Raw genomic sequence first — 14,475 nt, 5'->3', positions numbered from 1 at the left:
CAACAAAAGATCATAAAAAATAATTAGTATGAAATTTTTAGTTGCCTTTATATTGACTGCACTCTTAAGTTATGCCGCCGGTTTTTATTTGCCTTGGTGGAGTATTGCAATCGCTGCATTTATTGTTGCAGTTGCTATTCCACAAAAACCAGGGAAAGCTTTTTTAGCCGGCTTTCTTTCACTCTTTCTGTTGTGGGTTGGTCTTGCGCTGTATATTGATATGGCGAATCAGCACATTCTTTCCATGAAAATTGCAGAATTGTTATTCAAGTCGCATTCGCATGCTTTGATTATGAGTGTTACAGGTTTGGTGGCTGCTTTGGTAGCCGGGTTCGCAGCGTTGAGTGGTGCGTATTTGCGCCAATCAAAAAAAGCAGAAGTTTAATTTTTCAGTTGCAGACTAAAAGAATAAACGATAACCGCAGTGGATATACTGCGGTTATTTTCTTTTGTATCTTCTTACACTAGGTATTGATTCACTAATGACTTTGGGCAAGAATTAGTTTTTTCCTAACAGCAGTGCCTTTATTTTCGTGTACCATGCAAACCTTAGCACTGCTGCTTTTCAGCTTATTGACGACTGTTACTGTTTACGCCGGAAAAGTTACCGGTGTTGTCAGCAACGAAAAGGGAGAGCCACTTCCTTATGCTTCTGTTACCGTTAAAGGAAGTAAAGAAGCTACATCGGCCAACAGCCAGGGTGTTTATTTTTTACAACTGCCAGCAGGAACATACACTGTTATTTGCCGCCATGTGGGTTACGAACGGCAGGAGAAAACAATTACAGTTACAAACGAAGAATTACAGCTCAATTTCAATTTAAAGGAACAGTCGGTTAACTTAAGCGAAGTAGTGGTGAAGGCGGGTGCAGAAGATCCTGCTTATGCCATCATCCGCAAGGCCATCAAAAAGCGGAAAGATTATGTGAATGAAAACGACCGCTATACCTGCGAAGTATACAGCAAAGGAACCATGAGCCTGCGTGATTTTCCCAAACGCTTTATGGGTGAAACCGTAGATTTTGAAGATGGCGATTCCAGCAAAAAGAAAATGATCTATCTCTCCGAAACGGTGTCAAAACTATCGGTTGATAAGCCCAATAAAGAAAAAACAGAAGTCATCAGTACAAGAGTCAGCGGACAAAGTGATGGCTTTGGTTTTGCAGGTGCCGATTTTCTGTCGTTTTACGCAAACAATGTGCAGATCAGTAACTCATTGAATCCACGTGGTTTTATTTCGCCCATTGCTGAAAATGCACTGTACTACTACAAATACAAATACGAAGGAGCATTTAGCGAAGAAGGTAAACTCATCAGTAAAATTAAAGTAACACCCAAGCGGAAGTACGAACCCTGTTTCAGCGGTTACATAAACATTGTAGAAGATGAATGGCGTATACACAGTTTGCAATTGCAGCTGGTAAAAGAAAGCCAGATGAATTTTGCTGACACACTGCGTGTAGAACTATTGTACCGACAGATGGGAACGAACTATTGGGTGCCGCAAAGCCAGGTGTTGTATCCGGCGGTGAAGTTTTTTGGGTTTGATGCATATGGTGTATTCGCCAACATTTACCGCAACTTTAATACAGAGCCGGTGTTTGATAAAAAGTATTTTGGTAACACGGTGTTGAAATACGAACGTGGCAGTAATAAAAAATCAATTGGCTATTGGGATAGTATTCGTCCATTGGCATTAACCAGAGAAGAACAGGTTGACTACATCAAAAAAGACAGCCTGGAACAATTACGGAAAGATCCTGCCTATCTCGATTCAATTGACAGAGTGAATAACAAGATCAAGTTCGGCAATATTCTATTCAGTGGAAAAACGATCAGTAAGCAAAATAAAAAACTCAGTTTTCGTTTACCCAGCTTATTATCGTCTGTACAGTTTAATACAGTTGAAGGATTGGTTGCCGATGTTGCAGTAAGCAGTACCAAAATATTTGCCGAACGCAACTTCCTTGTTATTACACCGCATATCCGTTATGGCTTCAGCAACGAACGCTTTAATGCATGGCTCAGCACCCGTTATGTGTTTGGTGAAAAATATACCACATCCATCAACGTCAGTGGCGGTAAACGTGTGTTCCAGATCAATAACGAAAACCCGATCGAACAACTGGCCAATACAGTTTCTACACTCTTCTATAAAAACAACTTCATGAAATTGTATGCGGCCGATTATGTGCGCATCAACTTTGTAAAAGGAGTAGGAGGTGGCTTAACACTGTATGCCAACCTGCAGTATCAAAACAGATCGCCGCTGGAAAATACAACCAACTATAGCTGGAATAACAAACGCTTACGTCCGTACACTCCAAACTATCCTTCGGAACTGGTAACGCAAAACTTTGATGCACATCAGGCGGCTATTGCAACGTTTGGAATCAACTTCAGGCCAGGAGCTCGTTATGTTGAATTTCCGGACAGGACCATCAGTGCCGGTAATAAGTGGCCTACGTTCAATCTGCAATACACAAAAGGGTTAAAGAACGTTTTTGGCAGCGATGTAGATTACGATAAATGGATGTTGAACGTACGGGATAATTTGAATTTTAAAATGGCGGGTCGGTTTAACTATCGTGCCGAAACCGGTGGTTTTATCAATCAAACATCCGTGTATTTGCCCGATCTGAAACACCTGCCCGGCAACCGTTTGATCCGTTCTTCTGATTTTATGACCACATTTCAATTGCCGCAATATTATCTGTTCAGTAACAGCGATCGGAATTATGCAACTGTATTTGCAGAGCATCATTTTAATGGATTCTTAACCAACAAAGTGCCGGGACTGAAACAGCTTAATTGGCATTTGGTAAGTGGCGTAGCGGCCATGTGGCTGCAAAAGAAAACTTATGCTGAATGGCATGTTGGTCTGGAAAATGTATTTCGCTTTTTCAGGGTAGATGTCGTAACGGGCTACCAGCAAGCCTCGAAACCAACAATGGAAGTGCGCATCGGCTCACTCATTAACATCGGCAGCAATAATGATGATTAATATTTCGGCTCCTGTACCTTGCGTTATTGCTGCTTTGCCTTATTCATTTTTGTTTTGAATATGGTTACTGGCTTTTGTTCCTTGATCCTTGTCTTTTATTCTCATTATCTTTGCCCTGCTTTAGAATTTTGCCCAACCTGCAATTGGGGTTCTAAAGACTCTGCGTCCTGAGCGAACCTGGTAGCTATCGGGTAGAAGTGACGAAGGGTCTGGAAGCTGTACCGAACGATGTTCATGTACACCATTTAACAACTAAAATTCAAACACAATGGCTGTTTTACACAACCGCATCTCCCGCAAGGAGCTTAAAGAGCGTATTCTGCAAGATCCAACTCCACGTACCACCATTTCATTTTACTGTTATTTTAAAATTGAAGAGCCCAAAGCTTTTCGTGATCAGCTGTATAAAGACTTTACTGCCTTGGGTGTGTTAGGGCGTATTTACCTGGCGCATGAAGGGATTAATGCTCAAATAAGTGTGCCCACCGCAAACATGGAAAGCTTCCGCAACTACCTCTATGCAATTGAGCCATTGAACGGACTGCGGTTAAATGTTGCAGTTGATGATGACGGCAAGAGCTTTTATGTGCTGGATATTAAAGTGCGGAATAAAATTGTTGCTGATGGAATTGATGACCCTGCTTTTGATATGGCCAACAAAGGCAAGTATGTAAATGCGGAGCAGTTTAACCAGCTTACCAACGATCCGAATACGGTGGTGATTGATATGCGCAATCATTACGAGTTTGAGGTTGGTCATTTTGAAAACGCTATTGAAATTCCGAGCGATACGTTCCGAGAACAATTACCGATGGCTGCAGATATGATGGCTGCCGACAAAGACAAGAACATTATTATGTATTGCACAGGCGGCATTCGTTGCGAAAAGGCCAGCGCCTACATGCTCCACAAAGGGTTTAAAAATGTATTTCACCTGGAAGGCGGCATCATCAATTATGTGAATCAGGTAAAAGAACAGGGGCTGGGTAATAAGTTTCATGGAAAGAATTTTGTATTCGATCAACGTTTAGGCGAGCGTGTTACAGAGGAAATTATTTCCTGTTGTCACCAGTGCGGTAAACCTGCCGATACACATGTCAACTGTGTAAACGATGCCTGTCATTTGCTGTTTATCCAGTGCGAGGAGTGTAAAGCGAAAATGGAAGGAACCTGCAGCAAGGAATGTTTTGATTTCATTCATTTGCCCGAAGAAGAGCAAAAAGCATTACGCAGCGGCATCGATAAAGGGCGGAATGTTTTTAATAAGGCAAAGTCGAGGTTAAAAGACCTGAAGACGGAATGAGTCCAGAACAATTTTTGAAATATGTTTATACAAAGCCCGGTTTGCCGGGCTTTGTTATTGGTAAATGGGAAAAAGCACACAAAAGTTATTCCCTGCAATCGATTTCGGAAAACTGCTTTACAGCCTGTTTATGGTATCAAAAGGATTCTACACGAAATATCGTAATAATACTACAAGACAGTTTATGTGTGCGCCCTACATTTGCATCATAGGTGTTTTTCATAGGTTAGCAACGGCCAACTCTTTCTAGGGATGGCCTTTTTTTTTGAAACACATTTCTAAAAAGGAAAACGCAGCAACAGCACAGCCCGTTTGTAAGTTTCCTTTAAAAGTTGTAATATAGAAAAGCATTTAACCGGTTGCAGACTTATTAAAAAAGCACATTCCACCATGAGAAATACAACCCACCACGTATTTGCAGCATTATTGCTGATTGCTGCCATCAGCCTCCAGGCCTGCACAAACAGGAACAAAAGCGTTAAGCCCAGTTTTTCAAAAAATTATACCATCGTTATTCAGGATGTAATGGCTACAGCCAAATTTGCCAATGCCGATGTAAAGGTGCAGACAATAAATACTGCGGGAGATGGAAAGCGGCCTAAGGCCAACATCAGTATCACACTGTATAACAGTAAGGATTTGCCGGCAACAGAAAAAGGCCTTGATTCGTTAGCAAGGAGAGCGATTAAGATATTTGCAGAACCGATTACTAATCGATCCGATTTTGAAAAGGTAAAAATCTGTTTTCAGCAGGATGAGCAGTTTCCGAAAATTGATCCGGCCACCCGTTGCGAGTTTGTATTTCCATTAGCTACATTGGTTGGTCCATAGCCTTACCTGCATCAGGCAGCATTGAACCAGCCCGCCAGTTTACTTAAGTCAATATTGCCTCCTGAAAGTATGATGCCGATTCTTTTACCTGCAAATACCTTGTTGTTTTTTAAAACAGCTGCAAGCGGTACAACACAGCTGGGTTCAACAACAATCTTCATGCGTTCGTAAACCAAGCGGAGGGCAGCAATAATTTCTTCGTCTGTTACCGTAAAAATTTCTTTTACATGTTCGTAAATGATGGGGAAGGTTTTGTCGCCGAGCTTTGTTAGCAAACCATCTGCAATGGTATTGATGTAAGGTGCATCTTCAATTTTACCGCTTTTCATAGAGCGTACAGCATCGGCTGCACCTTCCGGTTCGCCTGCATAGACAACAGTGCCCGGCGAAAAATAAAGCACACTTAAAGCAGTGCCACTCAACAACCCTCCGCCGCCAACCGGTGCTATTACAGCATCGAGTTTCGGTATTTCTTCCAGTAATTCTTTGGCGCAGGTAGCCTGGCCTGTAATCACCCGTTCATCGTTGTAAGGGTGTATAAATTCTGCCCCTGTTCTGTCAACAATCTCTTGCAAAGCAGTTTCTCTTGCCTGTTGATTCGGTTCACAAAAAGTAATTTCTGCCCCATAGCCTTTTACTGCATTTACTTTTACACGGGGCGAATTACTGGGCATTACAATGTATGCTTTCGTTCCGGTTTGCCTTGCAGCAAAAGCAATGGCCTGGGCATGGTTGCCCGATGAATGGGTGGCAATACCGTTCGCCAGTTTATCCTGCGGCAGTGTAAGAACAGCGTTCATGCCGCCACGTATTTTAAAGGCGCCGATCTTTTGAAAGTTTTCGCACTTAAAAAACAAAGATGCACCTGCCATTTTATTAATGGTACTGCAGGTAAGTACAGGTGTTTGATGAATGAACGGCTTGATGCGTTCGTGTGCCTGTTCTATTTGTGCTTTCGAAATACGCATAACCTTCGGAAAAATTGTAAAACCTAGTATGTCTTTATTCTGCCACTGCAGCAATACAGTCAATTTCTATTCCGCAACCATAGTTCAGTTGGTTACAGGGAACAACAATGCGGGCCGGCCGGTGATCGCCCATAATTTCTGCAAACACCTGGTTAAATACCTGCCAGTTGGCAATGTCGGCAATAAATACATTCACCTTTAAAATGTGCTGTAAACTGCTGCCGCTGGCAAGTAAAATGGTTTCAATATTTTTCATGCATTGTCTTGTTTCATCTTCAATGCTTGCCGTTTGCGGTTCGCCTTTTTCGTTCAATGCTAATTGTCCGCTTACGTAAACAGTATTGTTATGTACGATAGCAGGAGAGTAGTAGCCTTTCGGAACTGGCATTGTATCGGGATAAATCTTTTTCATTGAAACTTATTTTGCTGTTAAGGTGTGGCGTGTGTTCAATGGAACATTATTTTGTAACAATCCATTTAATACAAACAGGTTTTGAAACGTTGATGCGCTGTTTGGTATCGTCGAGCAAACCTGTTTTTTTATCTATTTTGAAAACAACAATTTCATTACTGTCTCTGTTTGCCACTAACAGAAAGTTACCGGTGGGATCGATGGAGAAATTGCGTGGATGAATACCCAGCGTTGGTTGAAATCCTGCAATTTGCAACATGCCCGTTTCCTGGTCGATGTTGAAGATGGCAATACTGTTTGCATCACCACGGTTACTGGCGTACAGGAAACGACCATCGGGTGAAACATGAATATCGGCAGACCCAAATGCGCCGATATAACTCAGCGGATGCGAAGACGTGTTTTGCATCAGCTCCAGCCTTCCATCTTTGTATTTAAACACACTGATGGTGCCTGTTAATTCTTCGATGAGATAAGCTACTTCCAGTTTGGGATGAAAGTCGAGATGACGTGGGCCTGCACCAGCATTAACATCAGCATACGCATCTTCGGTTGGCTGTAAGGCGCCACTGCTCTGCGCAACATTGTACAGCATAACCTTATCTGTTCCGAGGTCTGGAACCAACAGGTATTTAAAATCGGGCGAGAACACTGTTGCATGTACATGCGATTTTTCCTGGCGGCTTCTGTTAACACTGCTTCCTTTTAACTGGATGATTTGCTTAGGTTGATTCAGTTGTCCATCATTTCGCACTTCCATTACCGCAATGGTGCCACTGCTGTAATTACCGGCAACTGCAACATTTCCTTTTTTATTAACGCTGATGTAACAGGGATGAGCACCGGCACTGCTTACTGCGTTTAAAAAAGTGAGTCCGCCATTTTCTTTATGAAACTTAAATGCACTTACAGTACCCGAATCGTTTTCGTTTACTGCAAATACATATTTCTGATCGGGCGATACTGCCAGGTAAGAAGGATTACTCGTTTTTACAGAGCCGTTGGCTGTTGCCTTGCCTGTTTGTGCATCGAAACGATAGGTATAGATACCTTCACTGCCCGAGTTAGTATAGGTGCCAACCAGTAAGTGATACTGTTGTGCTTTGAGTGAAAGCGATAAGAACAATGTAACAGGTAAAAGCAATTTCATGAAAAGATGTTTTAGAAGAATTATACGGGTATTAAAGATACAGTTTTAAGCACTGTGATAACGGCTTTGCAATACCGGACGGTTTCGTATGCAAAAGGGTTTTTAGTAATTATCTGCGAAATATTGTTTTGTATGAATAGTACGGATAAGCAGGTACAGCAATACGCCTACCGGGCCAATCATAAACGTAAAGAAAAAGCAGGGCAGCAGTATCCAATGTTTAATACCGTGTTTGATAGCATTTTTCTTAATCCAGATGCCCGCCAGTAAGTCAAATGCAAGGAAATGAAGCCATGCCGTTGTTACTGCAATTCGATTGGTAAAAAGTTCCATTACACCATCGAGCGTACTGAACTTTTCCATCTCGCTGAACTGAAAGTTTTGTGCCAGCAGCCAGAAATACGTTAATATAAAAAGTGCAATAACAATGCCGATCAAGGGCTTGTCGAATGCGTATAAGAACGGACTGAAGACAATAAGAAAAATCCATCCAAGCAACGCAATGATGTTGCTTAGATGGAATATTGTTTCGGGCGACATATAGTAATTATAAAGTTTGAAGTGCTGTAACAATACGCTGGTACGTTTTGTCTTCACTTAAATCTTCCGGCACAAATGTTTCGCCAATCACTTTTTCGTACAGTTCAATATAACGTTTGCTGATGGTGTTAACCCACTCTGCACTCATGTGCGGAACAGTTTGTCCTTCTTTGCCCATGAAATTATTTTCAATGAGCCATTCACGCACAAACTCTTTACTCAGTTGTTTCTGGCGCTCACCGCTTTGCTGACGTTCTTCAAAACCATCCGCATAAAAATAGCGGGAAGAATCAGGGGTATGGATTTCATCCATCAGGTAAATGGTATCGCCAATTTTTCCAAACTCATATTTTGTGTCTACCAAAATCAAACCTTGCTTTGCTGCTATTTCTTTACCTCTTGCAAAAAGTTGTAAAGCATAAGTACTCAGCTGTTGCCATTCTGCTTCGGTACAAATGCCCTGTGCAATAATTTCTGCAGGTGAAATGTCTTCATCATGTCCCGCTTCTGCTTTGGTAGATGGGGTAATGATCGGAGTAGGGAAGTAGTCGTTTTCCTTTAGACCATCTGGCATTGCTGCTCCGCAAAGTTCACGCTTGCCTGCAGCATAGGTACGCCATGCATGACCAACAAGGTTGCCTCTTACAACCATTTCAATTTTAAAAGGTACACAACGTTTACCGATACTTGCATTGGGAGCAGGTACTGCCAGCAGCCAGTTCGGACAAATATCCTTTGTGGCGTTCAGCATGTAAGCAGCTATTTGATTAAGGACTTGTCCTTTATAAGGAATGGGTTCTGGTAAAATAACATCGAACGCCGAAATTCTGTTGCTTGCAACCATTACCAATAAATTAGTGCCGATGCTGTAAACATCTCGCACCTTTCCTTTGTAGTAGTTGGACTGATTGGGAAATTGATACATATTCATGTGCTAAAGTAAACCGCCCGGGAATGTTTGCCAAGTTTAAAAATGAAAATGCAAAATTGGGTACATAACTGGTTACAAAGAAAATTTTTGTATTAAACTAACAATCTTTATTTTGCTCATTACTTAAACTAAAAACGACTGACTATGCCAAAAAAACTGCGAGCATTGTTATTGCTGTTAGTATCCTGCGTCTACTCCTTGTCATTGTTTGCCCAATCTGTTACAATAAAAGGTTCTGTTAAGAGTGCTGCGTCGGGAGAAACCATTCCTGCTGTTTCGGTTACCGTAAAGGGAACCTCAACAGGTGTATATACAAACGAAAAAGGGGAATTCAGCTTAACGGTTCCTTCTTTGCCCGTTACATTAGTTATTTCTTCCATCGGTTTTGAATCGAAGGAAGTAAACGTAACATCAGCTTCAACTGCTGTGGATGTTACACTTGCCAGTGCAAGCTCACTCGGTCAGGAAATTGTGGTATCGGCTACAAGGGTGGCAACACGTATTCTTGAATCGCCTGTTTCTATTGAAAGGGTGAGTGCAACAACTATCCAGAATGCTCCTGTAGCATCGTACTACGATGTTATTACGAACTTTAAGGGTGTTGACATGCTTGCATCTTCACTTACATTTAAAACGCCTACAACCAGGGGCTTTCTGGGAAGTGGTAACGTCCGCTTTAACCAGCTTGTTGATGGTATGGACAACCAGGCACCCGGTTTAAACTTTTCTGTTGGTGGTGTTATTGGCTTGTCTGAGCTGGATGTAGATAATATGGAATTATTGCCTGGTGCATCTTCTGCATTATATGGCCCCGGTGGTATGAACGGTACATTGCTCATCAACAGCAAAAATCCTTTCAAATACCAAGGCTTGTCTTTCCAGGTGAAACAAGGTATCATGCATACCGACAACCGTTTCCGTGATATGTCTGGTTATACCAACTGGACACTTCGCTGGGCACATAAAGTGTCAGATCGTTTTGCATTCAAGATCACATCTGAAATTATCCAGGCGAAAGACTGGGTTGCTGCCGATTACCGTAACTACGACAGAGCAACCGGTTTGCCTAAAGGCGGCGACCGTATTACTGATGCCGGTTACAATGGTATCAATGTGTATGGTGATGAAATTGCCCGTGATATCCGTCCCATCATCAACAACTTTGCAGCTATTCCGGGTTATGCAGCTATTATAGCGACCTTACCTTCTACAATGCCGGTATCAAGAACCGGTTACACTGAAAAAGAATTGATCGACCCCAATACTGTAAACTTTAAAATGGGTGGATCATTAAACTATAAAATCAACAGCAATACCGAAGCTATCCTGAGTGGATTCTGGGGTACCGGTAATACTGTTTATACCGGTAGCGATCGTTACAGTTTGCAAGACCTGAAAATGGGTCAGGCGAAATTTGAGATCAACAGTAAAAACTGGTTAGTGCGTGCTTACACCACACAGGAAAATTCAGGTAACTCGTACAATCTTACTGCCACTACTTCTTACTTTAACGAGTTGTGGAAGCCTACACAGGTTTGGCTGCCCGAATACATTGCCGCTTATATGAACGGCCGTGTTACCGGAGGTTTGAACGATCAGCAGGCGCATATTGCTGCCCGTGCTTTTGCCGACAGAAATCGTCCTGCAGCAGGCACTCCACAGTTCAACCAGCAGTTTAATTTTATTAAAGGTGTACCTATTGGTAAACCTGCAGCAGGTGCACCTTTGGGTGGTGGCCGTTTCCTTGACAAAACTGATTTGTATGCTGCTGAGGGACAATACAACTTTTCTGATATCACAAAAGGTTTTGCAGATATTCTTGTGGGTGCTAACTACAAACGTTACGTGTTAAACTCTCAGGGTACATTGTTTGCTGATAGTACCGGCCCGATTGGTATCAATGAGTTTGGTGCTTTCTTACAAATAGCGAAAGAACTGTTTAAAGAAAAGGTTCGTTTAACTGTAAGCGGACGTTACGATAAAAACCAAAACTTCGCAGGCCGTTTTACACCACGTGCAACTGCACTTATCCGTTTATCGCCAAACAACAACCTGCGTTTGTCGTACCAGACAGCTTACCGTTTCCCAAGTACACAAATGCAGTGGATCAATTTGTTTGTGGGTAACGATTACCAGCTTATCGGCGGTGTTCCTGCTTTCAGAACTTTTTATAACCTGAACGGAAGCCCAGTTTACGCAATTCAGAACGACCAGGTAACTACCAATAAAGTAACAGTTACAGATCTTAAACCTGAATCGGTAACATCTTTTGAAATTGGTTACAAAGGTTTAATTGCAAATAAGTTGCTGATTGATGTGTATGGTTATTATGGTCAATACCAGGATTTCCTTACACGCCGTCTTGTATTCCAGACTGCAACCAACCGTAAGTTCTCTATTCCTTATAACACAACAAATAAAGTAAAGAGCTTTGGTTACGGTATCAGTCTCGATTACCGTTTACCTGCTAACTTTTTGGTTGGTGTTAACTTCGCAAGTGATGAGTTGACAGATGTGCCTGCAGGTTTCCAGGCTGGCTTTAACACACCGAAATATAAAACCAACATCAAACTTTCAAATACCGGTTTCGGTGCAAGAAAAGCGTATGCTTTCAGCGTTGTTTACAAGTGGATGAGCAGCTACAAATTTGAAAGTGATTTCATTAACGGCGAAGTGCCTCAAATTAATACACTTGATGCGCAGGTTAGCTATAAGCTACCTTCGAACAAATACATTTTCAAATTAGGCGGCAGTAATATTCTTAACCAGTATTATGTACAGGCTCCGGGCAACCCTGCCATTGGTGCATTGTATTACATCAGTATCGGTTATAACATTTATTAATTAAATCATTAAAGAATAGACCATGTTGAATAAATTCTTAAAAGCTGGCCGCCTCACTGTTATTGCTGCATCGTTGGCATCGTTAGGCGCATGTAATAAATTATACGAGCCTGTTCCGTACACTGCTTACAGTGAAGGTGATGTTGCAAATACAGTTTACAAAAAACTGGCTGCGAACTCTAACTACTCAGTTTTTGTTTCTGCTCTTGTACGTACAGGTATTTCTGCGGAGCTCGATGTAGCTAATGCCAAGTTTACTGTATTTGCTCCAGATAATACGGCAATGGCTACGGCTGGTATTACCTCTACTACTGTTGCAGCTCTCCCTTTATCAACTTTAACTTCTGTAATTAACTATCATGTAATTCCGGCAGAGAATATTGCTGCTGCACAAATACCTGATGCGTTCCCTAACGCAGAAAAAAAATCAAAACTGGATATTGCCACTACAGCTTTTGTGCCGTCGATTCCAACAACTGCCATCCCGATTAAAATGTCCATCTTCCCCTCACGCAGAGGAACTGCTGCATGGGCCAATAATATTCCCGTTGCAGCGGCAGATATTATGACGGGTTCTAACGGTGTTGTACATCGTGTGGGCGCAGTAGTGGCTCCGCCATCACGTGTATTGCTCGATACAATCGCTCGTGATCCGGATTTTGCATATTTGGTTGCAGCAGTTGTGCGTGCTGATTCCGGTTTAGCTACAAACGCATCTCCAAGTTTGCAGTATGCTTTGGCCCAGCCATTTGCGAACCTTACTGTTTTTGCTCCAACGAATGCCGCATTTCAAACCCTAATTTACGGCTTGGTTTACCAACAGGCTTTTGCAGCAAGTGGCGGTAACGCTACTTTTGCTGATGCTCAGGCATCTGCTGCAGTTGCTGCCGGACCTGCATTTCTCTCAACAAATAATGTAACCACAACTTTGGTAAGAGGTATTGTTGTTTACCATGTTTTGGGTCAACGTGCATTCTCCGTAAACTTTGGTTCAACAGCTGCCAACTACCCAACATTGCTCAATGGTGCTATTGCTAATCATCCCGGATTGGCTATTTCCTCTACCTTGTCATCAGGTTTAGGTGTTGGTCTTTCTGTTAAAGGTGTTGGTAATGCAACAGCTGCAACTGCCGCTGCTGCATCAGGAACCAATCCTTTGGTTGATCGTATTGCTGTTAACGGCAACTTCTTCAAGATTAACCAGGTATTATTACCGCAATAAAAAAGTTGTTTTCATAGGTAAACGGCATCCGATAGGATGCCGTTTTTTTGTGCGCAGGTATGTGCTATTCGTTTACTTTTACAACAATGTAAACCTGTTTGCATATGCACATCGTTTTGTTTGATACAACAGCCCGGACTCAGTTATATCCTTTTTCGTTGATACGGCCACTTGCAGCTTTACGCAGCGGCATTTTTACCATGCAGGAGCGATGGAGTGCTGCATTTGAAAAAGATACATTTACATTAAGCGAGGCTTACCTGCAACAGCCTGTACCGAATAAACATGCTGATGGTTTACTGTACATCAATGCGTCGGCTGTATTCTCTCATGAGCTATTCAACGAGGTAAGATCGTTGGCCAAACAAACTGCATTGTACAGTGCCGATGTATTGATAGCAGTTAGCGCTAACGAGTTATTGACTTTTCCCATAGAAGATGATCAGCTTGCATCGTTTAAAAAGCAGCAGGCTGTTTCAAAAATTGAGCTACTTGCTTATCCCTTCGACCTTGTTCGCATGAACGATGCTTTGTTGCGGATGGATTTTGCTTTTATACAGCAGACAAGAGAAGCTGCAGCCATCTCATCAACCAATACAGTTATAAATCCTGAACAGATATTTATTGAAGAAGGAGCAGAGGTTGAGTATTGTCATCTCAATGCATCAGCCGGGCCTATTTACATTGGCAAAAATGCATTGTTGATGGAAGGTGCAATGATTCGTGGACCATTTGCAGCTTTGGATGAAGCGGTGGTAAAAATGGGGGCGAAAATTTATGGTGCTACTTCTGTTGGAAGAAAATGTACAGTGGGTGGAGAAATTAAAAATGCGGTGTTCTTCGATTACTCAAACAAAGCACACGATGGGTATATAGGTGATGCTGTAATCGGCTCCTGGTGTAATATCGGTGCCGGTGCATCTTGTTCCAACGTCAAGAATACTGCAAGTGATATTAAAGTATGGAACCAGCCTTTGCGTAAATGGATAGCAGCCGGTAATAAATGTGGTGTTATGCTGGGCGATTATACAAGGGTGTCCATCAACTCTTCATTAACAACAGGAATGGTGAGTGGTATCAGTGCCAATATTGTAAGCAACAGGTTGTCGCCGAAATATGTTACCGATTTTACATGGGATGTTGCAACGGGAGAAAAATATTTCCTGCACAAAGCATTACAGGAAATTGAAAACTGGATGCAGATGAAAAATAAATCGCTTACTAACGAGGATAAGTCCGTAGTAGAATATCTTTACGGCCAACTATAATTT

Annotated in this window: 12 protein-coding genes; 7 read left to right on the top strand and 5 right to left on the bottom strand. The window is 42.1% G+C overall.

Annotated elements, in window-relative coordinates; translation table 11 throughout:
• Positions 1-28 precede the first annotated feature (28 nt).
• From IQ13_RS04125 to IQ13_RS04110, 4 genes are all read left to right on the top strand, one after another.
• Positions 29-385, top strand: coding sequence for a hypothetical protein (locus IQ13_RS04125; RefSeq protein ID WP_144884779.1), 357 nt, complete (start codon positions 29-31; stop codon positions 383-385).
• A 155-nt stretch (positions 386-540) separates the two neighbouring features.
• The gene (locus IQ13_RS04120) at positions 541-3,003 is read left to right on the top strand and encodes a DUF5686 and carboxypeptidase regulatory-like domain-containing protein (RefSeq protein ID WP_144884778.1); all 2,463 of its coding nucleotides are present in this window, start codon (positions 541-543) and stop codon (positions 3,001-3,003) included.
• A gap of 268 nt (positions 3,004-3,271) precedes the next feature.
• Positions 3,272-4,306, top strand: a complete 1,035-nt coding sequence (gene trhO / locus IQ13_RS04115; RefSeq protein ID WP_144884777.1) for an oxygen-dependent tRNA uridine(34) hydroxylase TrhO — start codon at positions 3,272-3,274, stop codon at positions 4,304-4,306.
• 390 nt (positions 4,307-4,696) lie between these two features.
• The gene (locus IQ13_RS04110) at positions 4,697-5,137 is read left to right on the top strand and encodes a hypothetical protein (RefSeq protein WP_144884776.1); all 441 of its coding nucleotides are present in this window, start codon (positions 4,697-4,699) and stop codon (positions 5,135-5,137) included.
• 11 nt (positions 5,138-5,148) lie between these two features.
• Here the strand turns inward: IQ13_RS04110 and IQ13_RS04105 are convergent, their stop codons facing one another.
• The 5 genes from IQ13_RS04105 to IQ13_RS04085 all read right to left on the bottom strand — a co-directional run bounded on the left by IQ13_RS04105 (position 5,149) and on the right by IQ13_RS04085 (position 9,138).
• Positions 5,149-6,105, bottom strand: a complete 957-nt coding sequence (locus IQ13_RS04105; RefSeq protein ID WP_144884775.1) for a pyridoxal-phosphate dependent enzyme — start codon at positions 6,103-6,105, stop codon at positions 5,149-5,151.
• Between the two features lie 34 nt (positions 6,106-6,139).
• Complete coding sequence (locus IQ13_RS04100; RefSeq protein WP_144884774.1) at positions 6,140-6,517, bottom strand: RidA family protein; 378 nt, start codon at positions 6,515-6,517, stop codon at positions 6,140-6,142.
• 46 nt (positions 6,518-6,563) lie between these two features.
• Positions 6,564-7,667, bottom strand: coding sequence for a lactonase family protein (locus tag IQ13_RS04095; protein ID WP_144884773.1), 1,104 nt, complete (start codon positions 7,665-7,667; stop codon positions 6,564-6,566).
• 102 nt (positions 7,668-7,769) lie between these two features.
• A complete protein-coding gene (locus IQ13_RS04090; protein ID WP_144884771.1) occupies positions 7,770-8,207 on the bottom strand; it encodes an ABA4-like family protein in 438 nt (145 codons plus the stop codon).
• A gap of 7 nt (positions 8,208-8,214) precedes the next feature.
• Positions 8,215-9,138 (bottom strand): phosphoribosylaminoimidazolesuccinocarboxamide synthase, encoded by a 924-nt coding sequence (locus IQ13_RS04085; protein WP_144884769.1) that lies wholly within the window; start codon positions 9,136-9,138, stop codon positions 8,215-8,217.
• Positions 9,139-9,282: 144 nt separating this feature from the next.
• On the opposite strand from IQ13_RS04085, the gene IQ13_RS04080 reads away from it, so the two are divergent.
• The 3 genes from IQ13_RS04080 to IQ13_RS04070 all read left to right on the top strand — a co-directional run bounded on the left by IQ13_RS04080 (position 9,283) and on the right by IQ13_RS04070 (position 14,472).
• Positions 9,283-11,982 (top strand): TonB-dependent receptor, encoded by a 2,700-nt coding sequence (locus IQ13_RS04080; RefSeq protein WP_144884767.1) that lies wholly within the window; start codon positions 9,283-9,285, stop codon positions 11,980-11,982.
• 22 nt (positions 11,983-12,004) lie between these two features.
• Positions 12,005-13,204, top strand: coding sequence for a fasciclin domain-containing protein (locus IQ13_RS04075; protein ID WP_144884765.1), 1,200 nt, complete (start codon positions 12,005-12,007; stop codon positions 13,202-13,204).
• Between the two features lie 104 nt (positions 13,205-13,308).
• On the top strand, positions 13,309-14,472 hold the full coding sequence (locus IQ13_RS04070; RefSeq protein ID WP_144884763.1) for a putative sugar nucleotidyl transferase: 1,164 nt from the start codon (positions 13,309-13,311) through the stop codon (positions 14,470-14,472).
• The last annotated feature ends 3 nt before the right edge of the window (positions 14,473-14,475 follow it).

The sequence above is a fragment of the Lacibacter cauensis genome, assembly GCF_007830055.1.
Classification (GTDB): domain Bacteria; phylum Bacteroidota; class Bacteroidia; order Chitinophagales; family Chitinophagaceae; genus Lacibacter; species Lacibacter cauensis.
Note: the sequence above shows the minus strand (reverse complement) of the source record. Positions and strands in the feature narration are given on the sequence as shown.

Bases quoted from the DNA above. Each gene is read 5' to 3' on its own strand.
- IQ13_RS04120 (WP_144884778.1), top strand. From the start codon at position 541: ATGCAAACCTTAGCACTGCTGCTTTTCAGCTTATTGACGACTGTTACT.
- trhO (WP_144884777.1), top strand. From the start codon at position 3,272: ATGGCTGTTTTACACAACCGCATCTCCCGCAAGGAGCTTAAAGAGCGT.
- IQ13_RS04090 (WP_144884771.1), bottom strand. From the start codon at position 8,207: ATGTCGCCCGAAACAATATTCCATCTAAGCAACATCATTGCGTTGCTT.
- IQ13_RS04100 (WP_144884774.1), bottom strand. From the start codon at position 6,517: ATGAAAAAGATTTATCCCGATACAATGCCAGTTCCGAAAGGCTACTAC.
- IQ13_RS04080 (WP_144884767.1), top strand. From the start codon at position 9,283: ATGCCAAAAAAACTGCGAGCATTGTTATTGCTGTTAGTATCCTGCGTC.
- IQ13_RS04105 (WP_144884775.1), bottom strand. From the start codon at position 6,105: ATGCGTATTTCGAAAGCACAAATAGAACAGGCACACGAACGCATCAAG.
- IQ13_RS04075 (WP_144884765.1), top strand. From the start codon at position 12,005: ATGTTGAATAAATTCTTAAAAGCTGGCCGCCTCACTGTTATTGCTGCA.
- IQ13_RS04070 (WP_144884763.1), top strand. From the start codon at position 13,309: ATGCACATCGTTTTGTTTGATACAACAGCCCGGACTCAGTTATATCCT.
- IQ13_RS04095 (WP_144884773.1), bottom strand. From the start codon at position 7,667: ATGAAATTGCTTTTACCTGTTACATTGTTCTTATCGCTTTCACTCAAA.
- IQ13_RS04110 (WP_144884776.1), top strand. From the start codon at position 4,697: ATGAGAAATACAACCCACCACGTATTTGCAGCATTATTGCTGATTGCT.
- IQ13_RS04125 (WP_144884779.1), top strand. From the start codon at position 29: ATGAAATTTTTAGTTGCCTTTATATTGACTGCACTCTTAAGTTATGCC.
- IQ13_RS04085 (WP_144884769.1), bottom strand. From the start codon at position 9,138: ATGAATATGTATCAATTTCCCAATCAGTCCAACTACTACAAAGGAAAG.